24 protein-coding genes are annotated in these 23,730 nt (G+C 60.6%); 18 read left to right on the forward strand and 6 right to left on the reverse strand.

The window, feature by feature from the left end:
• Together ACIPSK_RS08435 and ACIPSK_RS08440 are read right to left on the reverse strand one after the other, a co-directional pair.
• Nucleotides 1-1,386, reverse strand: coding sequence for a sensor histidine kinase (locus ACIPSK_RS08435; protein WP_446532874.1), 1,386 nt, complete (start codon nt 1,384-1,386; stop codon nt 1-3).
• Nucleotides 1,387-2,031: 645 nt separating this feature from the next.
• Nucleotides 2,032-2,544, reverse strand: coding sequence for a ferritin-like domain-containing protein (locus ACIPSK_RS08440; protein WP_162118918.1), 513 nt, complete (start codon nt 2,542-2,544; stop codon nt 2,032-2,034).
• A 195-nt stretch (nt 2,545-2,739) separates the two neighbouring features.
• Between ACIPSK_RS08440 and ACIPSK_RS08445 the strand changes: the two genes are divergently transcribed.
• The 8 genes from ACIPSK_RS08445 (at nt 2,740) to ACIPSK_RS08480 (ending at nt 10,450) form a co-directional block, all read left to right on the forward strand.
• Complete coding sequence (locus ACIPSK_RS08445; RefSeq protein WP_017967789.1) at nt 2,740-3,564, forward strand: manganese catalase family protein; 825 nt, start codon at nt 2,740-2,742, stop codon at nt 3,562-3,564.
• Nucleotides 3,565-3,628: 64 nt separating this feature from the next.
• On the forward strand, nt 3,629-4,126 hold the full coding sequence (locus tag ACIPSK_RS08450; RefSeq protein ID WP_170281510.1) for a DUF4142 domain-containing protein: 498 nt from the start codon (nt 3,629-3,631) through the stop codon (nt 4,124-4,126).
• Between the two features lie 149 nt (nt 4,127-4,275).
• Nucleotides 4,276-5,121, forward strand: a complete 846-nt coding sequence (locus tag ACIPSK_RS08455) for an alpha/beta hydrolase (RefSeq protein WP_246726802.1) — start codon at nt 4,276-4,278, stop codon at nt 5,119-5,121.
• A gap of 272 nt (nt 5,122-5,393) precedes the next feature.
• Nucleotides 5,394-6,152 carry a FadR/GntR family transcriptional regulator gene (locus ACIPSK_RS08460; protein ID WP_162118921.1) on the forward strand — a complete coding sequence of 253 codons (759 nt, stop codon included), beginning with the start codon at nt 5,394-5,396 and terminating at the stop codon, nt 6,150-6,152.
• A gap of 23 nt (nt 6,153-6,175) precedes the next feature.
• Nucleotides 6,176-7,150, forward strand: a complete 975-nt coding sequence (locus ACIPSK_RS08465) for a sialic acid TRAP transporter substrate-binding protein SiaP (protein WP_017967793.1) — start codon at nt 6,176-6,178, stop codon at nt 7,148-7,150.
• A 272-nt stretch (nt 7,151-7,422) separates the two neighbouring features.
• On the forward strand, nt 7,423-7,995 hold the full coding sequence (locus ACIPSK_RS08470; protein ID WP_017967794.1) for a TRAP transporter small permease: 573 nt from the start codon (nt 7,423-7,425) through the stop codon (nt 7,993-7,995).
• Nucleotides 7,996-7,999: 4 nt separating this feature from the next.
• Nucleotides 8,000-9,406, forward strand: a complete 1,407-nt coding sequence (locus ACIPSK_RS08475; protein WP_162118923.1) for a TRAP transporter large permease — start codon at nt 8,000-8,002, stop codon at nt 9,404-9,406.
• Nucleotides 9,407-9,415: 9 nt separating this feature from the next.
• On the forward strand, nt 9,416-10,450 hold the full coding sequence (locus ACIPSK_RS08480; protein ID WP_222351002.1) for an L-idonate 5-dehydrogenase: 1,035 nt from the start codon (nt 9,416-9,418) through the stop codon (nt 10,448-10,450).
• Nucleotides 10,451-10,537: 87 nt separating this feature from the next.
• Here ACIPSK_RS08480 and ACIPSK_RS08485 read toward each other — a convergent pair whose 3' ends face one another.
• Nucleotides 10,538-11,002 (reverse strand): Lrp/AsnC family transcriptional regulator, encoded by a 465-nt coding sequence (locus ACIPSK_RS08485; protein WP_003550368.1) that lies wholly within the window; start codon nt 11,000-11,002, stop codon nt 10,538-10,540.
• Between the two features lie 126 nt (nt 11,003-11,128).
• Here ACIPSK_RS08485 and alr point away from each other — a divergent pair, with 126 nt between their 5' ends.
• The 3 genes from alr (at nt 11,129) to ACIPSK_RS08500 (ending at nt 14,640) form a co-directional block, all read left to right on the forward strand.
• The gene (gene alr, locus ACIPSK_RS08490) at nt 11,129-12,262 is read left to right on the forward strand and encodes an alanine racemase (RefSeq protein WP_446532875.1); all 1,134 of its coding nucleotides are present in this window, start codon (nt 11,129-11,131) and stop codon (nt 12,260-12,262) included.
• A 29-nt stretch (nt 12,263-12,291) separates the two neighbouring features.
• Nucleotides 12,292-13,542: a D-amino acid dehydrogenase gene (locus ACIPSK_RS08495; protein ID WP_446532876.1), complete on the forward strand. Its 1,251-nt coding sequence runs from the start codon at nt 12,292-12,294 to the stop codon at nt 13,540-13,542.
• 75 nt (nt 13,543-13,617) lie between these two features.
• Entirely contained in the window at nt 13,618-14,640 is a 1,023-nt protein-coding gene (locus ACIPSK_RS08500; protein ID WP_446532911.1) for an AraC family transcriptional regulator, read from the forward strand.
• Between the two features lie 78 nt (nt 14,641-14,718).
• On the opposite strand, the gene ACIPSK_RS08505 is transcribed toward ACIPSK_RS08500, so the two are convergent.
• Nucleotides 14,719-16,053 (reverse strand): aminotransferase class III-fold pyridoxal phosphate-dependent enzyme, encoded by a 1,335-nt coding sequence (locus tag ACIPSK_RS08505; protein ID WP_446532877.1) that lies wholly within the window; start codon nt 16,051-16,053, stop codon nt 14,719-14,721.
• 143 nt (nt 16,054-16,196) lie between these two features.
• On the opposite strand from ACIPSK_RS08505, the gene ACIPSK_RS08510 reads away from it, so the two are divergent.
• Nucleotides 16,197-16,745, forward strand: a complete 549-nt coding sequence (locus ACIPSK_RS08510) for a cupin domain-containing protein (protein ID WP_446532878.1) — start codon at nt 16,197-16,199, stop codon at nt 16,743-16,745.
• On the opposite strand, the gene ACIPSK_RS08515 is transcribed toward ACIPSK_RS08510, so the two are convergent.
• Nucleotides 16,742-17,524 (reverse strand): pyrroline-5-carboxylate reductase, encoded by a 783-nt coding sequence (locus tag ACIPSK_RS08515; RefSeq protein WP_446532879.1) that lies wholly within the window; start codon nt 17,522-17,524, stop codon nt 16,742-16,744. The two genes, ACIPSK_RS08510 and ACIPSK_RS08515, sit on opposite strands and share 4 nt — an antisense overlap.
• Nucleotides 17,525-17,528: 4 nt before the next feature.
• The gene (locus ACIPSK_RS08520) at nt 17,529-18,248 is read right to left on the reverse strand and encodes a GntR family transcriptional regulator (RefSeq protein WP_027664541.1); all 720 of its coding nucleotides are present in this window, start codon (nt 18,246-18,248) and stop codon (nt 17,529-17,531) included.
• A 199-nt stretch (nt 18,249-18,447) separates the two neighbouring features.
• Between ACIPSK_RS08520 and ACIPSK_RS08525 the strand changes: the two genes are divergently transcribed.
• From ACIPSK_RS08525 to ACIPSK_RS08550, 6 genes are read left to right on the forward strand one after another with little or no spacing between them, the layout of a single operon-like run.
• Nucleotides 18,448-19,281: a substrate-binding periplasmic protein gene (locus ACIPSK_RS08525; RefSeq protein WP_170255502.1), complete on the forward strand. Its 834-nt coding sequence runs from the start codon at nt 18,448-18,450 to the stop codon at nt 19,279-19,281.
• Nucleotides 19,282-19,341: 60 nt separating this feature from the next.
• Nucleotides 19,342-20,124, forward strand: coding sequence for an amino acid ABC transporter ATP-binding protein (locus ACIPSK_RS08530; RefSeq protein ID WP_260059572.1), 783 nt, complete (start codon nt 19,342-19,344; stop codon nt 20,122-20,124).
• A 27-nt stretch (nt 20,125-20,151) separates the two neighbouring features.
• Nucleotides 20,152-20,814, forward strand: a complete 663-nt coding sequence (locus ACIPSK_RS08535) for an amino acid ABC transporter permease (protein WP_170259375.1) — start codon at nt 20,152-20,154, stop codon at nt 20,812-20,814.
• 9 nt (nt 20,815-20,823) lie between these two features.
• On the forward strand, nt 20,824-21,489 hold the full coding sequence (locus ACIPSK_RS08540) for an amino acid ABC transporter permease (RefSeq protein WP_170255499.1): 666 nt from the start codon (nt 20,824-20,826) through the stop codon (nt 21,487-21,489).
• Between the two features lie 31 nt (nt 21,490-21,520).
• A complete protein-coding gene (gene dapA / locus ACIPSK_RS08545) occupies nt 21,521-22,399 on the forward strand; it encodes a 4-hydroxy-tetrahydrodipicolinate synthase (RefSeq protein ID WP_446532880.1) in 879 nt (292 codons plus the stop codon).
• Between the two features lie 22 nt (nt 22,400-22,421).
• Nucleotides 22,422-23,708 (forward strand): NAD(P)/FAD-dependent oxidoreductase, encoded by a 1,287-nt coding sequence (locus ACIPSK_RS08550; protein ID WP_446532881.1) that lies wholly within the window; start codon nt 22,422-22,424, stop codon nt 23,706-23,708.
• The last annotated feature ends 22 nt before the right edge of the window (nt 23,709-23,730 follow it).

A 23,730-nucleotide genomic window follows, 5' to 3' on the forward strand; every position in this document is an offset into this window, starting at 1 on the left:
TCACGGATTTCGGGGTACACGGATCACAAAACTCGCGCCGGGCCGCCGATTCTCGATGTGAAGCTCGGCCCTCAGCTGCTGCGCCAGAACGCGCACGAGTTTCATGCCCAAGCTCTTGCCACCATTTTCGCAGACGGAAAATCCCTCCGGGAATCCTTTTCCATCATCGGCGATTTCAAGGCGGATTTCGTCGGTGGTGGCGCGCGCACGGACGGTGACGGTGCCTGAAATATCGGCATAAGCGTGCTTAAAGGCATTCGTCACCAGTTCGTTGACGAGAAGGGCAAGCTGGATTGCCCGGTCTGCATCGATAACGCACGCATCCGCGTCGACCGAAACCGTGTGCTTTGACGCCGCCTGCTGCAGGCGCTGACACAGGCTCGACAGAAAATCCGCCAGTTCCACCGTTTCGATGTTCGGTTGGCGCCACAATTGGTCGTGAACCTGGGCAATGGTGCCGACACGCGCTTCAGCATCGCGCAAGGCCGCTGCCACTTCCTGATGTTCGGCCGAGCGGGCCTGCATCGCGAGCATCGCAGCGACAAGTGCGAGGCTGTTTTTGACGCGGTGACTCATCTCGCGCATCATGATTTGCTGGTGCTCATCTGCAAAGTGACGCTCGGTGTCATCTCGCAGTACCTTGAGATAGCCGGCTTTTTGATGATGGGCGCGCAGCGGCATGGTCAATCCGCTGCCCCAGAAGGTCGATCCGTCCTTACGCAAGTGAAATCGTTCGTTTTCAGCACGACCGCGCTCACGCGCCGTCTCCATCTCGCGATCAAGCGCCCCGTCGCCCTCGGTACGGTCTTCCGGTACGAAGAGAATGCGTGCATCGTGACCGAGAATCTCATCTTCCTGATAGCCAAAAATACGGCAAGCCCCGGTGTTCCAGCTGATGATCCGCCCATCTTGATCAAAGGCGAAGATCGCATAATCGATTGCACTTTTGAGAATAAGCTGGAGGCGTTCCTCGCTGGCGCGCAACGCTTCGTCCTGCTGAAGCGTCAGGGTCCGGTCCCGGACGATTTTGATCAAGCCGTAAATCCCGCCCACTTCGTTGCGAAGCGGCATCATCAACCCTGACGCCCAGAACATGCTGCCGTCTTTTCTGACGTGCCACCGATTGTCGTCGGCGCGACCGTTAGCTAGCGCAAGCCGCCTCTCTTTGAGCGGTGCTCCGGCGAGCTGATCCTCGAACGAAAAGACGATGATCCCATTTTGCCCGATCATCTCGGATGCCGAATAGCCGAAGAGTTGTTCCGCACCAGCACTCCAGGTCGCCACAGTGCCATCGAGATCCATGGCAAAGATTGCGTAGTCCAGCGCGCTCTCGACAATGTGGCGATAGATTTCAGCTTCGTCGCTCGGGAAGGAATATTGATCCATACCAGTGCCCCCCAGCCGGATTACCTTAGGTGAAACTTTAGCACCTGCTAAAGGAATTTCTCGACGCGTCCGATTGCGTACCAAACCCCGTCGGCGACCCGCGTGCTGAAGAGGCGCCGTAGGTCAAATGTATAGCAATTGGCCATCCTTCGGGGTTCGTCATCGCCCAGCAGACTTCATGGCGCTCGCGGCTGGGAGACCGCGTGCTCTTGCCAAACAAGGCGGGCAGAGCGATGCAACCTTTCAAAAGCGAAAATCTCATCCTATTGCGGTTGGCGGATCCGGAACTTCCGGTTCTAGAGAGCATTCTCGAGTCAGTCTCTCTCCCGCGCGATTTTGGCCTTGTCGGTTTCAGGAAGCCGGTAAGCCACTCCTGGGCAGCGGTATCTGTTCCATGGTCGCGACGAGCCATGAGGGCAGAAAGGCGGGGATCGAGGTCGTTCTCGGCCCGCGAGTAAACTCTCCTTTTTCAGTTTGTGCGGCGGATTGACCTACAACCAAGCGATGTTACCTGTGTTGGTCAGGCAGTTGACGAGCTTGCGGCTTGAGAGAAGCTGGCTAGCGAGGCCACGATGTTTTCGCGCCGATTTCCTCGTCGGGGCAAGGTCGGTCTCGGACAGGGGAAGTTGATTGGTCATGCCGAACCTAGACCTTCGCCGTCTCGCCCACCTGTCGCAGCGAGAGAAACTTTTCCGTGACAGCGACCAGATTGTCATTGAGCCATTCAGCCATTGCCAACTCCTCGTTCAGATTTGCCCGAAGCCCAGTCATGGCGGCGCCATATCCACCTGACTCGGCAACCACCAGCAGCGACTTGTAAGCTGCCGCTTCGTAATTTTCGAAGGCGAAATTGGCGAACGAATTCTTCAGGATTTCGTCGCCTGCAACCGTATGGCCGAGGGCTGCCATGGACCCTGTGAAGGATAGCGCCATATCTTTCAGCGTCGACTTGTCCTCGTTCAGACTGTCAAGGATCTCCTCCAGACGGACGATCTGCCCGTCGGTTTCCCGGATATGCGCGTCGAGCCGTTGGGCAACCTCCGGGTAATTCTCTATGCGTTTGAGCTGCGGTTTCATGATGCTGAGCGCCTGGTTTTCCATGGCGTGGGCATTCTTCAAACCGGCGATGAAGACTTCCCTAATCTCGGTTCCTGGCATTTTAGTCCTCCTTGTTGGTTGACGCCTAACCACGATCAACCGCCCTGGTTCCGCACCTCGGCCCGAAACACGGTATCCAATTCCCGGATATTTCCGAACGGCGGGAACTGCCTCTCAGATTTGTTGTTGGGGCAGCTTCTGAATGTCAGGTCCACTCGTCGAATGTGGCGAGCGCCCCTCAAGAAGGAGAGTTGAATGTTTTACACTGATGGAAAGCTGCAGTTCCCGGTGCGGGTCGAGACGCCCGATCCCCATTTCGCCCGCGCGCTGCAACAGGCGATCGGCGGGGTCGAGGGCGAGATCAGGGTTGCCATGCAATATTTCTTTCAAGCGTGCGGCGCCCGCGGCAACCCGAAGTTTCGGGACCTGTTGATGAACACGGCGGCGGAAGAACTCGGGCATATCGAGATGCTGGCGACCGCGGTGGCGCTGAACCTCGAAGGCGCGCCTGTCTCGGTCAAGGAAGAAGTTGCGGCAGACCCCGTGGCAAGCGCGGTTCTCGGTGGACTGAACATGAAAAGCCTTCTTTCGGCCGGTCTTTCGGCCATGCCCGTCGATTCGGACGGCGTCCCGTTCGACATGTCGCACATCTATGCCAGCGGCAATATCGCAGCCGATATGACCGCGAATGTCGCTGCGGAATCCACCGGTCGTGTGTTGGCGACGCGACTGTTCAACCTCACCAATGATCGCGGGATGAAGGAGATGCTCTCCTACCTCATCGCCCGCGATACCATGCACCAAAACCAATGGATGGCGGCACTCGAGGAGCTGGGCGGGCCATCGAAGGTCTTCCCGATCCCCAACAGCTTCCCTCAGGAGAAAGAGCTGCAGGAGTTCAGCTACGCCTATCTTGGATTTCAGCAGGATGGCAGCGAGCCGGTACCGGGACGATGGTCCAACGGCAAGTCGATCGACGGCAAGGGAAGCTTCAAGACAATGGTGCCGCAGCCCATGGGGCAGAAGCCCGTTCTTGGGCCCGCAAAGCCTGATAGCGGCGCACAAGCCGAGCAGAGTTGAGCCGGAAAGTGGGCGGGCGATTGGTCCTTCGCCCGCCTTCGCCCTGGGCACTTGGAGAATAACGATGAAGCTCAAATTCAATCTTTGCTTTTTTTTGCTGATCGCAACGCCCGCCTTGGCTGCCGATGACGCTGCCCGTCAAAAGGCAGTGGATTTCGCCACCCGCGCCGCGATGTCAAACATGTTCGAACTCAAAACCGCCGAGATTGAAGTCGCCAGGGGCGCGGCCGAAGATGCAAAGCAGTTCGCCGGCGATATGTTGAAAGATCATGGGCGAGCCGGCCCTATTCTGGCGGACGCCGCCAACGAAGATGGAGTCCAACTGCCAGCTGCCCTCGACGATGAGCACAAGAAGAAGCTCGAAGCGCTGCAGCAAAGCGACCGGGAAAACCTGGACCAAGCCTATCTTTCGACGCAGGTGACTGCGCATCAGGAGGCCGTGGGGCTCTTTTCAGATTATTCGAAAAATGGCCCGGATGGGGCATTGAAGCGGGCCTCGCAGAAGATTCTGCCCGATCTGAGAATGCACCTGACGAGAATAGAAGGGCTGACCTCGAAGTGAGAGGAGCGACGATCGGGGACGAAGCAGGTGAGGGGACACTGTCCTTCACCACGCAAGAACTTAGCCGCGCCCGAATGTTTAATGCCGTCCTCGGAATTCTTCCCCGTTATCACGTTGATCGGCGCTGGAACGCTAAATGCGTTCAAGCGATGACCAAGGCGGTGCAGTCGCTGGTGCCGGATGGAGCGATCCGCCACGGCGAAGCGGTCAGCCGCTTCGCTGCCGCCAACGGCAGGAAGATCGGCTTAAGGCTGATCGTGCCGAAGGGGGCCCCTCATGGCCTCTATGTCCATTTCCATGGTGGTGCCTGGGTGATGGGTAATGCCCGTCTCGACGACGGCATTACCCGCCCGATCGCAGGGCGCTGCCAGACTCTGGTGGCCGCCGTCGATTTTCATAACGCCGTCGATGATCGGCTCGACGACACTGTGCATGACTGCAGGACGGCAGTCGATTGGCTCGTCGAGCATCTCGCCGAGCTTCAGGTCGAGCGCATCATCCTCGGTGGAGAGTCGTCCGGCGCGCATCTTGCGGCCGAAGCGCTGCTTCATCTGCGCCAACGCGGCAAGGCGGAAGCCGTTGCTGGCTTCATTTCCATGTGCGGCGGCTTTGATCTGACGGGCTCGGAAAGTCTGCGACGGTCAACGGGAAGAAGCCTTGTCATCGACGGGCCATCGGCGCTTCGAAACCTTCAGCGTTTGACGCCGAGCCTTTCCGGACGTGAGGCTCGCGGCCCCCGGTTCGCCGATCTGTCCAAGCTTCCACCCGCATTGTTCATCGCTGGGGCACTTGATCCGATCATTGATGACAGCCTGTCAATGAGCCACCAGTGGCAACAGCAAAACGGTAACGCCGGCTGCGTCGTTTTCCCGGAGGCGCCGCATGGTTTTAATCGATTTCCCACAAAGTTGGCGGCAAAGGCAAATGGCCTTGTCAGGGAGTGGATATCGCGCCGCCTTGACAATGGTCAGGCTAAATCTCCCCGAGCGGGTTAGGCATCAATCCCCGTGGCGCCGGTCTTTCGAGGTCGGGCTCCTGCATCAAACCGTATTCGTCCGCGGGGAAGAGTTAGCCGCCGCTTCGTCTCTGCCGCCTTCAGCGGCATGGTTTCTCCGCCGAGCGCACCGGACGTGGCCATGACTCGTCCCAAGGAGCCTTTTTGCGCGGCGCATTGACGCACCCCTCGGTGAATGATACCGGTAGATCAATTGGTCAGGCCAGTTGACCAGCTGCGGGATTTGAGGAGAAGTCCGCCGGGGAGGCTATCATGTTTTCGCCTGTTGAATCACGCCGCCTTTACCGGCAGGTCGCAGATCAGATCCGGTTGATGATCGCGAGCGGCGAACTTGCTGTCGGTCAACGGCTGCCGGCCGAGCGCGACCTGGCCGAGCAACTCTCGGTTTCACGTCCCACCGTCCGCGAGGCATTGATCGTCCTGGAGGTCGAAGGTCTTGTCAACATCCGCATGGGATCCGGGATCTATGTGATACGCCAGAATGCCGCAATCGTCGCAGGCGCCGAACGTGAGCCTGTAGAGGGACCTTTCGAGCTGCTGCAGGCGCGCGCCCTCATCGAATGCGCCATCGCCGAAGAAGCTGCAGGCCGCGCCAAACCGGATGACATCGCTCTGCTCGATGAAGCTCTGACGCGTATGAGTGGCGTGGTCAACGATGCAATCGCGGTGCTCGATGCCGATCGCGCTTTCCACACCGGAATTGCTGCCATCGTCGGAAATGCGACATTGATCCGGGTGACGGGCGAGATGTTCGACATGCGCATGACCCCCTATTTCGCAAGGCTTGCCAGCCACTTCGAGGGGCCGACGACCTGGCGCAGGGCATTGGACGAGCATCGCGCCATTCGCGACGCGATCGCAGCCGGCGATGCCGCTGGCGCCAAGGCGGCCATGCGCGCCCATCTCACCATGTCGCAGAAGAGGTTTTCCGAGAGCTTCGGGGAGGAGTTCTCGGAGGAAGAGGAGCGCGGACGCAACAAGCGGCCGCCGAAAGGAACTGCCAAGACTTAACCCAAGCTCGGGAGGAGAGAGCAATGAAAAGCAGACTCGCAACGATACTTTGCACTGCAGCCGCGATCATGGCGAGCAGCGCGATCGCCCATGCCCAGACAGTGCTGAAATGGGCGCATGTCTATGAAACGTCAGAGCCCTTCCACACGGATTCCGTCTGGGCCGCAGAAGAGATCAACAAGCGCACCGACGGGCGCTACAAGATCGAGGTCTATCCGGCCTCGCAGCTCGGCAAGGAAGCCGACATCAACCAAGGCCTCAAGCTCGGGACGGTCGACATCATCATCTCGGGATCGAGCTTTGCGGCACGCGACTACAAGCCGATCGGCGTAACTTACTTCCCTTATATCTTCCGCGGTCCCGATCACCTGATCGCCTACACAAAGAGCGATGTCTTCAAGCGTCTTGCCAAAGGCTATGAAGACAAGACCGGCAACCACATCGCTGCCGTCAGCTATTACGGCACGCGCCATACGACATCGAACAAGCCGATTGCCAAATGCGCCGATATGCAGGGCCTGAAGATCCGGGTGCCTGACGTTCCGGCCTATCTCGCCATGCCGCGCGCCTGCGGTGCCAACACAACGCCGATCGCCTTTGCCGAAGTCTATCTCGCTTTGCAGAACGGTACGGTCGAGGCGCAGGAAAACCCGCTGACGACAATCGAGGCGAAGAAGTTCTACGAAGTCCAGAAGAACATCATCCTCACCGGCCACATCGTCGACCACCTCAATACCGTGATCTCGAAGACGCGGTGGGCGAGCCTTTCCGACGAGGACAAGAAGATATTCGGCGAGGTCATGCAGGAGGCCGCCGAGCGCACGAGCAAGACGATCGCCGGCAAGGAAAACAGCCTGATTGCGACCTTCAAGGAAAAGGGCCTGAATGTCACTGAAGTCGACAAAGCCGATTTCGAAAAGACCGTGATGGAAAAGGTCAAATTCGAGGATTTCGGTTACGAGAAGGCCGATTGGGAAGCAATTCGCGCGATCCAGTAAAGCCCGTAAGCCACCTTTTCGTGATGCCCTCACCCTAACCCTCTCGCCGTTTAGACGGGGAGAGGGGACGTGCCAAATGTCAGCGCTGAGGCTTGAAGACCGGCGCGGCATGTCCCTTCTCCCCGCTGGCGGGGAGAAGGTTGCGGCAGCCGGATGAGGGCAGGAATGGCGCTCACCGAGCCGAGGTCACGCCGAGCAAAGGACGATGTTTGTCGACAACTGAAGGGCGCGGCCACGCGCGCTCCTTCTTCCCCAACCGGAACAGGCCGATCATGTCGCAAGAAATTCATACGCAAATCACGGCCGAAGAAATCGGTCACGAGTTCGAAGGGCAGGCGCCGACCGCAAACGTCTCGGATTACGCCATCGAGGACTGGATCACGCTGCTGGTCTTCTGGCTGATGGCCGGCTGCGTCTTCCTGCAGTTCTTTACGCGCTATGTGCTGAACGACAGCTACGCATGGACCGAGGAGATCGCGATCAACTGCCTGATCGGTGTCGTCTTTCTCGGTTCCGTCATGTGCGTACGCACGTCGCGGCATATCCAGGTGGATGTATTCTATCACTATATGCCGGCAGGTCTGGCGCGCGTGCTCGCCACTTTCGTCGATATCGTCCGCATCGGCTTCTTCGCCTATGGCTGCCACCTGATGTGGCGTTACGTCGACATCGTCGCGGACGAGCAGATGGTCACCGTCGACCTGCCGCGCAACATCGTTTTCTACAGCGTTCTCGTCGCTTTCGTGTTGATGCTGATCCGTGCGGTCATCGTCTTCATCGCCAACATGCGCCGTGGCTACTCCGTCCTGGAGCGCCCCGAAGAATTCCAGACGATCGAGGGTTGAACCGATGCTGCTGCTTCTTGGTTCGTTCCTGGTGCTGATGCTGATCGGAGTTCCCGTCGCCATTTCGATGGCGGTGGCATCGGTGCTTTACATCGTCCTTTATGGCGTCGCGCCCGACATCATCGTTGCCCAGCGGATGATTGCCGGCGTCGAAAGCTTCCCGCTGCTCGCTGTGCCGTTCTTTATCCTCGCTGGCAATCTGATGAACTCGGCCGGTGTCACCGGCCGCATCTATTCCTTTGCGGTGGCTCTCGTAGGCTGGATGAAGGGTGGTCTCGCGCAAGTCAACATCATCGGTTCGGTCATCTTCTCCGGCATGTCAGGCACTGCGCTCGCCGATGCAGCCGGTATCGGCACGATCGAGATCAAGGCGATGAAGGACCACGGCTATCCGGTTGAGGCGGCGGTCGGCGTAACGGCGGCGTCTGCCACGCTCGGCCCGATCTTCCCGCCGTCGCTGCCTTTCGTGATCTACGGCATGATGGCGAACGTCTCGATCGGCGCTCTCTTCATGGCGGGCATCTTGCCCGGCATCGTCATGACGCTGCTAATGATGATCACCGTCGCCGCCTTTGCTTATAAGAAGCGCTGGGGCTCGGACGCGCCGTTTAATGTTAGAGAACTCCTGTCGGCGGGAATGGAAATCGTCGTCGTCCTGGCGGTGCCGCTTGCCATCTATCTGCTGATGCAGGCGGGCGTATCGATGAATGTTGCGGCGGGCATTGCCCTTGTCCTGCTTCTTGCCCTCGACTGGTATTTCCGCTTTTCCGCGGTCATGGCGCTGATGACGCCCGTCATCCTGATCGGCGGCATGACGATGGGCTGGTTCACGCCGACGGAGGCCGCCGTCGCTGCCGTCCTCTGGTCCCTGTTCCTCGGTCTGGTGCGTTACCGTACGATGACGCCCTCGACGCTCGCCAAGGCAAGCTTCGATACGATCGAGACGACGGCATCCGTTCTCTTCATCGTCACTGCGGCTTCGGTCTTCGCATGGTTGCTCACGGTGAGCCAGGCGGCACAGCTGCTGTCCAATGCGATCCTGTCGATCACCGACAACAAATGGGTTTTCCTGATCCTCGTGAACCTCTTGATGCTCTTCGTCGGCTGCTTCCTGGATACGATCGCGGCCATCACCATCCTCGTGCCGATCCTTCTGCCGATCGTCCTGAAATTCGGGATCGATCCCGTCCAGTTCGGCCTCATCATGACGCTGAACCTGATGATCGGCCTGTTGCACCCGCCGCTCGGCATGGTGCTTTTCGTGTTGTCGAGGGTCGCGAAACTCTCCGTCGAACGCACCACGATGGCGATCTTGCCCTGGCTGGTGCCGCTCTTCCTGGCGCTGATCCTGATCACCTTCGTGCCCGCGGTATCGCTCTGGCTGCCGCAGCAGCTTGGACTGTTGAGATAGGATGGACCGATGCGGACACGTCTGGCACGGCTTTACAAAAAGGGCGATCTCAGGATCGAGACCGAAACGGTTGCGGCCCCTGGTCCCGGCGAGGTGCTTCTCAAAATGGCCGCGGCAGGAATTTGCGGCTCCGACCTGCATTATTATCAGGATGGCGGCTTCGGGCCGGTCAGGGTTCGCGAGCCAATCATACCCGGCCACGAGGCATCGGGAACCGTGAGCCAGACGGGCGAGCGGGTCGACCTGAAGGCCGGGACGCTGGTGGCGGTCAATCCGAGCCAACCCTGCGGACATTGCGAATATTGTGAGAAAAACATGCCGATCCACTGCCTGGAAATGCGCTTCATGGGCAGTGCGATGCGCCTGCCGCATGAGCAGGGCATGTTCCGGGAATGGCTGGTGGTGCCGGCCAAACAGTGCTTTGCGGTCGGAGTTGCGACAACTGCTGCGGAAGCGGCTTGCAGCGAGCCGCTATCCGTCTGCCTGCACGCGGCATCGCGCGCTGGAGATATCACAGGCAAACGGGTGCTGGTCACCGGCGCCGGCCCGATCGGCGCCCTAATGGTTGCCGCCGCCTCCTATCATGGCGCCAGCGAGATCGTGGTGACCGATCTCGCTGATGCGGCGCTGGACCGGGCAAAAGCGATGGGCGCCACCCGCACGATCAATGTTTCCAAGGATGCCCCCGCGCTTGGGGAATTCGAGGCGGGAAAGGGCTATTTCGATCTCGTCTTCGAATGCTCGGCCGCCGCCCCGGCCATCCGTGGCGCGATTGCCGCCATCAGGCCGCGCGGAACCATCGTGCAGGTCGGCGTCACAGGAGACGTGCCGATCCCTCTCAACGCGATCGTCGGCAAGGAGCTTCAACTCCACGGAACGCAGCGCTTCCACGAGGAGTTCGGTACTGCCGTCGCGCTGATCTCCAGCCGCAAGATCGACGTGCGGCCGATCATCAGCCACAGCCTGCCGCTCGAAGAAGCCACCGCAGCCTTCGCTCTCGCGGGGGACCGTACGGCCGCCTGCAAGGTGCAACTGACTTTTTAGAGCGCCGCACCGGGCCGGTCCGTCGGCGGAGCGGATCAGAAGATCGGTTCTTATTGGCAGGCGGTTTGGTCGCCTTGTGATCGCGGTTCAGCGCCTGCCCCTCGTGCGTGTCGCCAGAACATTGCGGATCGAGAAGCTGGAATGAATCCTGAGGACGCCGGGCAAGGTCGACAGTATCTCCTTGTGGATCCGCTCGAACTCGCCGGCATTGGCGACCTCCACGCGCAGCAGGTAGTCCGAACCGCCCGTCATCAGAAAACATTCCCGGATCTCGGGATGCCGGCGAACCGCCGCCTCGAGCCGGTCGAGATAGTCCTCCGTTTGCCGTTCGAGAGTGATGTTGATGATCACGGCGATCATCTCATCCGCATTGCCGGTGTCTACCAGCACCGTATAGCCGCGGATCACGCCTGATTTTTCCATGATCTTGATGCGCCTGAGACAGGCCGATGGAGAGAGACCGATCTCTGCGGCGAGCTTGGCATTGCTCATGCGAGCATCGAGGCGCAGCAGTCTCAGGATATTGCGATCGATCGCGTCGAGAGCGGGCATGAGAGATCGTTCCAAATGTTCGTCGATTATGCGGGAAATAGGCAAATCGCACAATAATCGACTGCTGAATGATCGGCAATTTCGCTCATTATTTCATAAATTCCTTGAAATCAAAAAGAGGTGGACATGGATAGCGATATTTTGGCTTCCCGCACATGCACCGCGACGACCTCGCAGGGAGCCACGGGCTATCTGACGATCGATCTTGCCGCCCTCGGCCGTAACTATCGCAAGCTCGTATCGATGCTGGCACCGGTCCGCGCTGGGGCCATCGTCAAGGCCGATGCCTATGGTCTCGGCGCCGAACGGGTCGGAAGAACGCTTTACAGTGAAGGTTGCAGGCATTTCTTCGTCGCCCAGTTTGTCGAGGCCGTGAGGCTCCGGCCGACCCTTGCGCGCGATGCCCAGATTTTCGTGCTGAACGGCTTGCAGCCGGGCGACGAGATCGCCTGCGCCGAGATGGCCATCGTCCCGGTTCTCAACTCGCTGGCGCAGTGGCGGCAGTGGTCAGCGGCTGCGTGCATTCTGAAGCGCTGCCTGCCGGCCGTCCTGCAATTCGACACCGGGATGTCGCGACTCGGTTTTCCAAAGGAAGAACGAGAAGAGTTGGCGGCAGCCCTTCGCGACGGCAGCAATGTCGAAATCCTGTTCATCATGAGCCATCTGGCTTCGGCCGATGACGTGGACAGCGAGCAGAACGGCGAGCAGTTTACCGAGATGTCCCGCGTCGCCGACGAGTTTCCCGGCTTCGATATTTCCTTTGCCAACTCCGGCGGCGTTTTCCTGGGCGACACTTATTACGGCGTTCTTGCCCGCCCCGGCATCGCGCTTTATGGCGGCGCTCCGAATGCCGGCGAGAAGAACCCGATGGAGCCGGTCGTCAGCCTTGATGTCGCCGTCGTGCAGACGCGCACTGTGCCGGCGGGTGCGAAGGTCGGTTATGGCGGCGCGCATGTCACGCAACGGGAAACGCGTCTCGCCACCATTGCCGCAGGCTATGCCGATGGCCTGCCGCGGAGCCTCAGCGACCGTGGCGCCGTCTATTTCAGGGGCATCCGACTGCCGATTGTCGGCCGCGTGTCGATGGACAGCACGACCCTCGACATATCAGCACTGCCCGAAGGGGCGCTGACCTTCGGTAGCCTCGTCGAAGTTCTTGGCCGCCATCAGACGCTTGAAGACATCGCGCGCGACGCCGGCACCATTTCTTACGAAATCCTAACCGGCCTGGGCGATCGTTACGACAGGCAATATCGCTAAGAGCCGGCGGCTCCATCATTGGGAACATCATGAAGGTCATCGTTCTAGGAGCCGGCATCGTCGGCGTCACATCCGCTTATCAGCTGGCCAAATCAGGCCATGAGGTCACGGTCGTCGATCGGCAGCCGGGGCCGGCGCTGGAGACGAGCTTTGCCAATGCCGGCGAAGTCTCCTTCGGCTATTGCTCGCCATGGGCCGCGCCCGGCATTCCCATGAAGGCCATGAAATGGCTGTTCATGAAGCACGCGCCGCTCATCCTGCGCCCGAAACTCGACATGGCCATGCTCTCCTGGATGGTCAGGATGCTGTCGAACTGCACGTCCGAGCGCTACGCGATTAACAAGAGCCGCATGCTGCGCCTTGCCGATTACAGCCGCATCGCACTGGCCGATCTTCGCGCCGAGACCGGCATTGCCTATGACGAACGCATGCAGGGAACCCTGCAGCTGTTCCGCACTGAGCAGCAACTCGATGCCTCGGCAAAGGATGTCAAGGCGCTGGCTGCTGACGGCATTCCCTATGAGGTGCTGGACCGGGACGGCTGCATCCGCTTCGAACCGGCGCTCAGGCACGTGCGCGACAAGATTGTCGGCGGCCTGTTGACGCCGAAGGACGAAACCGGCGATTGCTTCAAGTTCACCAATGCGCTGGCGGCCAAAGCCGAGGCACTCGGCGTCTATTTCGCTTACGGGACGACGATCAAGGCGCTTGATGTCGAGGCCGGCCGCGTGCGTGGGATCATCACCGATCGTGAGCGGATGAACGCGGAGGCGGTGGTGGTCGCGCTCGGCAGTTATTCGCCGCTGCTGCTCAAGCCGCTCGGCATTCGGCTGCCGGTCTATCCCGTTAAGGGCTATTCGCTCACCATCCCGATCACCGATGCATCACGCGCGCCGGAATCGACCGTCATGGACGAGACCTACAAGATCGCGATCACCCGGCTCGGCGACCGCATCCGTGTCGGCGGCATGGCTGAAATATCAGGCTATACAAATGATCTCGGCCTGGCCCGCCGCAGCACGCTGGAACATTCGGTCACCGATCTCTTCCCCGGCGGCGATATTTCCAAGGCCTCCTTCTGGTCCGGCCTGCGTCCGATGACGCCCGATGGCACGCCGGTCATCGGCGCGACCAAGATTGCCGGCCTTTATCTCAATACCGGTCACGGCACGCTCGGCTGGACCATGAGCACCGGTTCGGCGCGCCTCATCGGCGATCTCGTCAGCGGGGGACGGCCGGAAATCGATGCGAAGGATCTCGCGATCAGCCGCTACGGCTGAAAGCGGCCTGGCAACGCAAACAAGACGAGCATGATTGCGCAAAACCGCTATCATTGTGTCCATCGGAGGTCCCGAATGTCGGTCAATTCTCGTATCCGGAACAACGGCGGCCTCACCCGACAGCTGGCGGAGCAGGGCATGTTAATTCGGGAGACGGCACACAGCGGAACAGACCCGGACGAGCTCTCGGAAATATTGTCGACGCCGAACTCCCCGATCAAGGTTGCCGCCGAAGGCAATATGCCGATTGCTTACCGCTGCAATTTTGTCTCCGTCGGTGAAGAGGTAACCGTAGCCGACTGCACCTACGAAGGCACAATCCTGATCAGGAGGGAGGCGCCCAGCGACAGGATGATCGTGTTTCTGCCGATGGAAGGAACCGCATCTTTCGAGGGCATGCGGGAGCAAATCTATTCGGTTCCAGCCCGTGGTACCATTCTGGAGGCAGGTCGCGCCGCCGGTGCCCGCCTGTTTGGGCCGCGCCGTCATTTCGGCCTGTTCGTCGATCAGGCGAAGATCGTCAGTCACCTTACGCATATGTTTGAGAGAACGATCAGCGGCGACATCGACTTTCATCCGCACATCGATCTGACGAGCGGCCCGGGGCTTGTATTGCAGCAAATTGTTTCGAGCTTGCATCGTGGTCTCAGCGGCAACGGACCGTTGCAACGGGCGCCGTTGGCCGCCAGCTTACTCTGCGACGCGGCGATCTATCTGCTTCTGGAATCCTGCCCCAATCGTTATTCCAACGAGCTTGCGCTTCCTGCTCCTGGGCCGGCTCCGCGCCATGTGAAATGGGCGATCGACTTCATGCAGGAACACATTGCCGAGCCGATTTCGCTCAACGATATCGCGTTGGCGGCCAAGGTCAGCGTTCGGACCTTGCAACAGGGCTTCCGGCAGTTCAGGGAGACGACCCCGATGTCCTACCTGCAGGACCTTCGGATGGCCGCCGCCCATCGCGATTTGCTCGGGTCCGACGAGAAGCAGGCCATCGCCGAAGTCGCGCTGAGATGGGGCTTTACGCATCCGGGGCGATTTGCCGCCGAATACAGGAAGCGTTTCGGCCTACTGCCGTCACAGACCTTGAAGCGCTGATCTCCATCTCGCTGCGCCAGATGTTTCCGTCGGGCGATCGACCAGACATCCGATCGCCGACGGAAGCTGCACTCGGATCTATGCCGCACGCTTCAGAGCATCACCGAGGATCGAAACGATCGTGTCGATCTGGGTTTTCTCGATAATGAGCGGCGGGGAGAGGGCGATAATGTCACCGGTCACCCGGATCAGCAGGCCCTTGTTGAAGCAGTCAACGAAGATTTCGTAGGCGCGGGTCCCCGGCGCGCCGTCACGAGGAGTCAGTTCGACAGCGCCGACCAGTCCGAGATTGCGGATGTCGACGACATGAGGCAGGCCTTTCAGCGAATGGAGCGCCTCCTGCCAATCCTCGGCCAAATCGGCCGCGCGGGTCAACAGGCCTTCTTCCTCGTAGATCTCCAGAGTAGCGAGCCCGGCGGCACAGGCGACCGGATGGCCGGAATAGGTGTAGCCATGGAAGAGTTCAATCCCGTTTTCCGGTCCGACCATCAGGCCGTCATAGACCTTCCGGTTGGCAAAGACCGCGCCCATCGGGATCGTACCGTTGGTGATGCCTTTTGCCGTAGTGATCAGGTCGGGCACGACGCCGAAATAGTCGGTCGCAAAAGGGGTTCCCAGGCGTCCGAAGCCGGTGATGACCTCGTCGAAGATCAGTAGGATGCCGTGCTTGTCGGCGGTTGCCCGCAGCTTCTCCAGATAGCCTTTCGCCGGCAGGACCACGCCCGCCGATCCCGACATCGGCTCGACGATAACCGCGGCGATTGTTTCGGCGCCGTGCAGTTGCACCAGGCGCTCGAGGTCGTCAGCCAGTTCGACGCCGTGTTGGGGAAGGCCCTTTGAAAACGCATTGCGCTCGACGTCGAGCGTGTGGCGCATGTGGTCGGCCGGTATCTGCGGGAAGACCCGCCTGTTGTTGACGAGACCGCCGACGGAAATGCCGCCGAACCCGACGCCATGATATCCCTTCTCGCGCCCGATGATCCGCGTTCGGGTGCCTTGGCCGATCGCCCGCTGATAGGCGATGGCGATCTTGAGCGCCGTATCGACCGATTCCGAGCCCGAGCCGGTGAAGAAGATCCTGTCGAGCTTGGCGTCAGGACCGCCCGGCGCGATCGCAGCCAATTTCGAGGCGAAGTCGAAGGCGATCGGATGCCCCATCTGGAAGGCCGGCGCATAGTCCAGCGTTGCAAGCTGTCGCTCGACGGCATGGGCGATCTTCTTGCGGCCGTGGCCGGCATTGCAGCACCAGAGGCCGGCCGTGCCATCAAGCACCTGATGTCCATCGACGTCGGTGTAGTACATTCCCTCCGCGGCTGCCAGGAGGCGCGGCGTCGCCTTGAACTGCCGGTTCGCGGTGAACGGCATCCAGAAATTTTCGAGTACGGGCGCGTTCGTCTTGCTGAGCTGGTCCATCCTGGCCTCCTTTGGGGTGGCGCCGAGAATGGCAATTTCTCCTTTTCAAACAAGTCCTTTTCTTTGTCGGTACAAGCTATTGTAACTAAACAAATCGAAAGATAAAATTTTGGATATCCTGGACAACACAAACGAACCATATCATGTCAGTCGATATCGGTAACCGCCTTCGCCATCTCCGCATCGCCCATAAGCTTTCCCAGCGTGAACTCGCCAAGCGCACCGGCGTGCCCAATTCGACGATCTCGCTGATCGAATCGAACGCCTCCAACCCGTCGGTCGGGGCCTTGAAGCGAATCCTGGACGGCATCCCCATCGGCCTGGCGGAGTTCTTCGCCTTCGAGCCCGAGCGTCGAAGGAAGGCCTTCTATGCGGCCGAGGAGCTGGTGGAGATCGGCAAGGGCGCCATTTCCTACAGGCAGGTTGGAGAACACCTGTTCGGTCGCAGCCTGCAGATCCTCAAGGAATGCTACCAGCCGGGCGCCGACACCGGAAAGGTTCCCCTTGTTCACGAGGGAGAGGAAGGCGGGATCGTGCTCTCGGGAAGGCTCGAGGTGACGGTCGATGACGAGCGGCGGATCCTTGGAGCGGGTGACGCCTACTATTTCGAAAGCCGGCGCCCGCACCGCTTCCGCTGCGTCGGACCGGTGCCCTGCGAGGTCATCAGCGCCTGCACGCCGCCGACTTTCTAGTTCCTGCCCTCGATCCGGGCAAGGACGCCGTCGAGTGCGGCGGTCAGCGCGACAAGGCCGCCTTTCTTCTCGAAGTCTGAGAAAACCTGCTCGTTCAGTCCGCCCTTGGTCGCAAATTCGCGGCTCAGCGCGCTGAACGGTTCGTTGCCGGGGCTGTTTGCTTTCTGCGCGAGGCTTGCAAAGAGCGGGGCAATGTAGGCCTGTCCCTTCACCTTTTCGAGGCCGCTTTTTTCCAGCCAGAGCGCAAGTTGCTCCATGATGCCGAAATAGGTCGACATCATTGCGCTCGCGGCCGCGAGAAGATCATATTCCTTCCTCGACTGGCATTGGACAGCCGTTCCGAGCGTATCGAAAAGCGCTGCGACAGTGGTATCAGGCGGATAGACGGCGGTGACGCCTTGCCTGCCTGCGACGAAGGGTAGGGGGATTGCCTGCACCAGATGCACGTCGGCGCCGATCCATTCGGAGAGTGCCCGGCGCTCCGTCGCCGCAACGAGGCTGACGACCATTTGGCCGTTCTTGAACGATAGCGCGCGCACGACCTCCTCAGCGACCTGTGGCCTTATTGCCAGGAACACCATGTCGCTGCGCTCGACGACGTCCTGGTTGTCCTTGGCAATCCTGGCAGCGGCAAATTCGTCGGCCAGTGTCGCGGCGATGTGAGCGCTTCGTGGAGATAGGTGAATCTCGGAGACATAGGCCGGTTCGGCCAGAAGGCCGCGAACCATGGCCTCGGTAATTGCGCCGGTTCCGACGAAGCCGATACTGTCTATTTTCATTTGATTACTCCGCAGCCCGCAGCGGGCCTAACGCGACATCCGTCGTATAGTTCTCGCGCATGAAGTTGATGAAATTGTCCTGGAACTGGCGCGTATGGGCGTGGGCGAGTTCGTCGGCGAGTTCCACGTTCTTGTCCCTGACCGCATTGAGCATGAGCGTGTGCTCGTCGGTCAGCAGATAGCCCTCGTGCGTTCGCTCCAGATATTCGAAATGCAGATGGAGCATGCGCTGCCCCTGCGACAGCAGCTTCTCGTAGAACGAGGCCAGGTACTGGTTTTTTCCGGCATGGGCGATTGCCATGTGGAATTCCTTGTTGGCTTCCGACATCGCCAGGTGATTTCCTGTTTTGACCGCCGCCTCGAACGACTTCAGCCGCTTGGCGATGATCTTCAGGTCAGCCTCGGTTCTGAGCGCGGCGGCAAGCCGCGTATTCATCCGCTGCGCGATGTCGAGCGCCTCCACATATTTGGGAAACGTCGCCACTTCGATCGGCGCTACGATCGTGCTCCGGTTCGAGAGCGTGACGACCAACTCGTCGGCGCCGAGCCGGATCAGGGCTTCGCGCACCGGCGAGCGCGACATGTCGAAGCGTTCGGCAAGCGTCATCTCATCGAGAAGCTGACCGGGCGGTAGAGCGAGCGACAGGATCTCGTTGCGGAGCGTCTCGTAGACGCTTTTCCAGCCGGTCCCGCGGATTCGTTTCACTTCCGATTCATCAGACACTTAGGTCCCTTTCTCTCGACGCGGGTCCCATTGGGCCAGAAAAGCCGCGTGTCGGCAATGTAATTTTTCCGCTTGACTTTGTCGACACGCTGTTGACATATCTTTCTCAGTCGACACGAAGCCGACAAGAAAATAACAGAAACGGCGACAGCCGACGAGTGGAACCGCGCGCTTCGCGCACAGCAAAAGAGGAATGCCGATGCTTTCGAAGTTGATAACGTCCGCCTTGCGGGCGCTGCCCGTGCTCGCCCTGATCGGAGGTCTTTCCGCCACCGCCGCACAGGCTGAGACCGCTGAGGGATATTGGCAGGGTGTGCAGAAGGCGGGCGTATTGCGCTGCGGCGCAGCCGTTGCCCCACCCTATGTCATGCGCGATCCGGCGACCGGAGAATATTCCGGCTTCTTCGCTGATCTCTGCAAGGAATTTGCCGATGTTCTGAAGGTGAAGCCAGAATTCGTCGATACGACCTGGGACAACATCGTTGCCGGTCTGCAGGCCGGAAAATGGGATCTGTCGCTGGCGCTGAACCGGACGCCGGCCCGCGCCATGGCCGTGCAGTTCTCGATCCCGGCGATGGAGTACCAGATCTCGCTCGCCTATAACAAAAACAATCCGAAAATTGCAGCCGGCGCCGCTTCGGTCGCCGATATCGACAAGGCGGGCGTGACGCTCGCTGTCATGTCTGGCACGGCGCAGGACAAGGCAATTTCCGCGGCGGTGAAGAACGCCACGGTCATGCGCCTTCCCGGTAACGACGAGACCCGCCTGGCGGTCACCTCGAAGCGCGCCGACATCCTGGTCGACGCCTCCGACACCAACCAGCTCTTCACCCAGTCGAACCCGGAATGGGCAGTGGCGCTCAACCCGACGCCGGCCCTCGCCAAGCAGGGGGTCGCTTTCGGTCTGCCGCACAATCTTTCGGCTGCTGACGTCGAGGTGGTCGATATCTTCCTCGAAGAGAAGGTCGCGACCGGCCACGTCGACGAGCTGATCAAGAAGGCGGTCGACGACGTGCTCAAGGGCGCAAAGTAATCTCACCGGCCGGTGCGAGGTTCGCGCCGGCCCTTCCAGCTTCGATCATCGGAGATTGGCATGACCACGTCCTTCAGCCTTCCCCTCGTGAAAATGCAGGCGCTTCACAAAAGCTACGGCAACGGCGCCGTACAGGTGCTGAAAGGCATCGATATCGAAATGAAGCCCGGCGAACGCGTCGTCGTCATTGGTCCGAGCGGCGGCGGCAAGAGCACGTTGCTGAGGGTGATGATGGGGCTGGAGCAGATCGACAGCGGGTCGGTCAGTTTCGATGGGAAACCCTATATTTCTTCCGAAAGCGCGGGCAGGAAGACCCAGATCGACACCAATGTCCGCCGTTCGATCGGCATGGTCTTTCAGCACTACACGCTGTTTCCGCACCTGAACGTCATACAGAATCTGGTTCTCGCTCCCTGCAAGGTGCGTGGAGAAGCCAAGGCAAAGGCTACGGCCCGAGCCCGGGCGCTGCTCGAGCGGTTCGGCCTCGGCGCCAAATCCAATGCCTATCCGGCCCAGCTTTCCGGCGGCCAGAAGCAGCGTGTCGCCATCGCCCGCGCGCTGATGCTCGACCCGAAGCTGATGCTGTTCGACGAGGTCACCTCGGCGCTGGACCCGGAACTCGTCAGCGAGGTGGAGCATGTCATCCTGCAGCTCGCCGCCCAGGACATGCCGATGATGATCGTGACGCATGACATGTGGTTCGCCAAGAACATCGCCTCGCGCGTCATCTTCTGCGCTGGCGGCGTGGTCGTCGAGGACGGCCCTCCCGAGCAGGTGCTCGGCGCCCCCCGCGAGGAGCGGACGAAGGAATTCATCGACCGCGTCTTTCATATCAAGCAGTAGGCCATATCAAGCGGCAAGGAGGGCATGGTGAACTACACGTTCGACTTCAACGCAGTATCCATCGCTCCGCTTCTGCAGGGGCTGTGGGTTTCGCTCGAACTGACGGCTGCGGCAAACGTCATCGGCATCGTCTTCGGCTTCGCGCTCGCCCTTCTGATCATGAGCCCCTACCGCGCCGTGCGGCTGCCGTTCATGCTGTTCGTCGAATTCTTCCGCTGCACGCCGGCCATCGTTCAGATCGTCTGGATATTCTACTGCGTGCCGATGCTGTTCGACGTCTTCCTCGATCCGGTGACGATGGGCATCCTGGCACTTGGGCTCAATCTGATGGCGTTCAACGCCGAGGCCTACCGGGCGTCCATCCAGGCGGTTCCGCGCGAACAGCTCGACGCCGGTATCGCGCTCGGTCTCAATCCGCTGCAGCGGGTGCTCTACATCGTCTTCCCGACGGCATTCCGCGCGTCGATCCCGGTGCTTCTGACCAACGGTATCGTCATCTTCCAGCAGAGCGCGCTGGTCGCGATCGTGGCGATCCAGGACCTGATGTACCAAGGCAAGACGCTGGCCACCGAGACCTACCGCCCGATCGAAACCTTTACGGTCGTCGCTCTAATCTATTTCGCCGTGTCCTTCCCGATAACCCAGATCGTCGGCCTGCTCGAACGCCGCCGCCAGATCCTTGTCAGCTAGGAGGCCAGAATGACGCTCGACTTCTCCATCCTGCTGCGTTTCGAACACGCACTTCTGCTCGGCTTGTGGATGACACTCAAGCTGACGGTCATCTGCATCGCGCTCGGATGCACCCTCGGCTTTCTCGTCGGTCTCCTCAGGACGTCGCGCAACCTCGCACTTCGTGCGATCTCCAGCATATATGTCGAATTCTTCCGCGGCACGCCGGTGCTTATCCAGCTCTTCTGGATCTTCTTCTGCCTGCCGCTGCTGCTCGGCGTCGAGCTCTCGAACCTGGCGTCGGGTGTCATCGCGCTGACGCTCTATATGGGGGCGATCACCAGCGAAACCTTCCGGGCAAGCCTCAAGTCCATCGGCCGGGAACAGCTGGACGCCTGCGTCGCTCTCGGTCTGCCGCGCAGGAGCCAGGTGATGAACGTCGTGCTGCCGCAGGCCGTGCTGCGCGCAATCCCGACACTGCTGTCCAACTGCGTCAGCCTCTTCAAGGAGAGCGCGCTGGTCTCCGCCGTCGGCATGGCCGACCTGATGTTCGTCGGCCAGAACATCTCCAACAACACGGCTCGTCCCGTCGAAGTGCTGACGGTCGTCGCCCTCATTTACTTCGCGATCGCCTTTCCTCTGACGCGGGCCGTCTCGCTCGTGGAAGGCCGGATCCTGAAGAAGCTCGCAATCTGAAGATAGTCGTTCCCAGACAGGAGAATTCCCCATGAAACTTTCCGGCGTCATACCCGCGCTCATCACTCCCTTCGACACGAACAACAAGATCGACTTCAAGGCGTTCGAAAAGCACCTGACGGCACTGCGTGCGGCCGGCGTCACGGGCTGGGTGCCGATGGGTTCGACCGGCGAATACTTCTCCCTCTCGAACGAGGAGCGCGACGAGGTGCTCAAGTTCGTCAAGGACTTCGCCCATGACGGCGAGATACTGATCGCCGGCACCAACGCGCCTGCCACCCGCGAGGTGATCGAGAACACGGCGCGCGCCAGGGAGATCGGCTATGACACCGTTCTGCTCGCCACACCCTTCTACACGCGTCCGTCGCAGGACGAACTGCTCGCACACTACCGTGCCGTGCTCGACGCCACTGATGTCAATCTCATCCTCTACAACTATCCCCCGAAGGACGGCATCGAGATCTCCTTCGACTTGATGGATGCGCTCGCCGGCGATCCGCGAGTGATCGGCATCAAGGAGAGCTCGGGCGTTCTGCAGCGCGCCGTCGACATCCATTCGCGCTACAAGGGCCGTATCGACCTCGTCTCGGGTTCCGACGATATCGCCCTCGACTTCATGTTCTGGGGCGCAGATTCCTGGATCTGCGGTCCGGCCAACTGCATGGCGAAAGCGTGCTGCGACCTCGACCGGACGTTCCGTTCCGGCGACCTCGAAAAGGCCCGCGAGATGATGACGGTTCTCTACAGGGCGCTGAACATCCTCGAGAGCGGCAAGTTCGTCCAGAAGATCAAATATGGCTGCGAGCTCCAGGGCACGCCGGTCGGCACCTGCCGCGCGCCGCTCGGCGAGTTGACGGCGGAGGAGAAGGCCGAATTCGAGGCGGCGATGCAGCCGATCCTCAACTGGTAAAAGACCTCGACTGCTAACAGCTATGGGGCGGCCAAACCGCCCCGAAACCACTGAAATAGCGAGGTTCGCCGTGTCATCCACCGTGGTCGTCGGCGCCGGCATTATCGGCACCACAATCGCCTATGAACTGCAGCGCCGGGGACAGACCGTCACCTTGCTCGACAAGGCGGCGCCGGGCCGCGGCGCTTCCTATGGCAACATGGCGAGCATCGCCGTCACCGAATTCATGCCGGCCTCGCGTCCCGGCATTTGGGCGCAGATGCCGAAATGGCTGCTCGATCCGGAGGGTCCGGTCCGCATCCGCCCCGGCTATCTGCCGAAACTGGTGCCCTGGTTCCTGCGGTTCCTGGCTGCGAGCCGTCCCTCGAAGCTGCGGGAACTGGAGGCAGCCGGCGCCGTGCTGTGTCGACGCGTCTACGAAGACCTCGACGCGCTCCTGAAGGAAACCGGCCTCGGACATATGCTGACCGCCGAGGGATGTCTTAGCCTCTATGCCGATGACGCCGAGTTCAAGGCGGATCGGGAGCATATGGAAGTCCTGGAGCACTTCGGCTTCAGGCACGAAATCCTTGGCGGCAACGCCATCCGGGACATCGAGCCTGTTTTGACGACGAAGATCGGCAAGGCGGTCCTCTTTCCCGACAACCGGTCGATTACCGATCCCTACAGGCTTGTCGTCGCCCTGTCCGAGAGGTTCGAAGCGCTCGGCGGCGGGATCACCGAAGGCGACGTCGTCGATTTCGAGCAGGGCGACGCCGGCGTCTCAGCGCTTCGGTTGGCGGACGGGCGCACCATTGCGGCCGACAAGGTGGTGCTTGCGGCCGGTGCCTTCACCGCCCGGCTTTCTGCCTTGCTGCGGGAACATATCCCGCTCGAAACCGAACGCGGCTACCACACGCAGATCATGAAGCCCGGCATCTCGATGCGCCATTCGATCATCTGGCCGGCGCGCGCCTTCATGGTCACGCCGACGGCAGGCGGCATCCGCGTCGGCGGCACGCTCGAGATGGCCGGTCTCGACGCGCCGCCGGACTATCGGCGCGCGAAGATCCTGGTGAAGAGGGCTCAGGAGGCATTGCCGAGCCTGAAGGTCCGGCAGGCGACGGAGTGGATGGGGCATCGCCCAGCACTGCCCGACACCGTGCCGGTCATGGGGCCTTCCGCCAAGCGCCGCAACGTATGGTACGCAACCGGCCACGGACATCTCGGCCTCACCTATGCGGCGACGACCGGCCGGCTGATGGCCGATCTCATCACGGGCGTCGAACCGCCCGTGGATATGAAGCCCTATCGCGTCGACCGTTTCTGAGAGTGGCGTCGGCGCAAGGCGA

It is taken from the genome of Rhizobium sp. LARHSG275, from assembly GCF_052871115.1.

Coding starts and splice junctions, on each gene's coding strand:
- ACIPSK_RS08445 (WP_017967789.1), top strand. CDS start 2,740: ATGTTTTACACTGATGGAAAGCTGCAGTTCCCGGTGCGGGTCGAGACG.
- ACIPSK_RS08530 (WP_260059572.1), top strand. CDS start 19,342: ATGACCACGTCCTTCAGCCTTCCCCTCGTGAAAATGCAGGCGCTTCAC.
- ACIPSK_RS08480 (WP_222351002.1), top strand. CDS start 9,416: ATGCGGACACGTCTGGCACGGCTTTACAAAAAGGGCGATCTCAGGATC.
- ACIPSK_RS08505 (WP_446532877.1), bottom strand. CDS start 16,053: ATGGACCAGCTCAGCAAGACGAACGCGCCCGTACTCGAAAATTTCTGG.
- ACIPSK_RS08525 (WP_170255502.1), top strand. CDS start 18,448: ATGCTTTCGAAGTTGATAACGTCCGCCTTGCGGGCGCTGCCCGTGCTC.
- ACIPSK_RS08500 (WP_446532911.1), top strand. CDS start 13,618: ATGTCGGTCAATTCTCGTATCCGGAACAACGGCGGCCTCACCCGACAG.
- ACIPSK_RS08460 (WP_162118921.1), top strand. CDS start 5,394: ATGTTTTCGCCTGTTGAATCACGCCGCCTTTACCGGCAGGTCGCAGAT.
- ACIPSK_RS08455 (WP_246726802.1), top strand. CDS start 4,276: ATGACCAAGGCGGTGCAGTCGCTGGTGCCGGATGGAGCGATCCGCCAC.
- ACIPSK_RS08495 (WP_446532876.1), top strand. CDS start 12,292: ATGAAGGTCATCGTTCTAGGAGCCGGCATCGTCGGCGTCACATCCGCT.
- ACIPSK_RS08450 (WP_170281510.1), top strand. CDS start 3,629: ATGAAGCTCAAATTCAATCTTTGCTTTTTTTTGCTGATCGCAACGCCC.
- ACIPSK_RS08510 (WP_446532878.1), top strand. CDS start 16,197: ATGTCAGTCGATATCGGTAACCGCCTTCGCCATCTCCGCATCGCCCAT.
- ACIPSK_RS08440 (WP_162118918.1), bottom strand. CDS start 2,544: ATGCCAGGAACCGAGATTAGGGAAGTCTTCATCGCCGGTTTGAAGAAT.
- ACIPSK_RS08475 (WP_162118923.1), top strand. CDS start 8,000: ATGCTGCTGCTTCTTGGTTCGTTCCTGGTGCTGATGCTGATCGGAGTT.
- ACIPSK_RS08550 (WP_446532881.1), top strand. CDS start 22,422: ATGGGGCGGCCAAACCGCCCCGAAACCACTGAAATAGCGAGGTTCGCC.
- ACIPSK_RS08485 (WP_003550368.1), bottom strand. CDS start 11,002: ATGCCCGCTCTCGACGCGATCGATCGCAATATCCTGAGACTGCTGCGC.
- ACIPSK_RS08435 (WP_446532874.1), bottom strand. CDS start 1,386: ATGGATCAATATTCCTTCCCGAGCGACGAAGCTGAAATCTATCGCCAC.
- alr (WP_446532875.1), top strand. CDS start 11,129: ATGGATAGCGATATTTTGGCTTCCCGCACATGCACCGCGACGACCTCG.
- ACIPSK_RS08515 (WP_446532879.1), bottom strand. CDS start 17,524: ATGAAAATAGACAGTATCGGCTTCGTCGGAACCGGCGCAATTACCGAG.
- ACIPSK_RS08540 (WP_170255499.1), top strand. CDS start 20,824: ATGACGCTCGACTTCTCCATCCTGCTGCGTTTCGAACACGCACTTCTG.
- ACIPSK_RS08470 (WP_017967794.1), top strand. CDS start 7,423: ATGTCGCAAGAAATTCATACGCAAATCACGGCCGAAGAAATCGGTCAC.
- ACIPSK_RS08465 (WP_017967793.1), top strand. CDS start 6,176: ATGAAAAGCAGACTCGCAACGATACTTTGCACTGCAGCCGCGATCATG.
- dapA (WP_446532880.1), top strand. CDS start 21,521: ATGAAACTTTCCGGCGTCATACCCGCGCTCATCACTCCCTTCGACACG.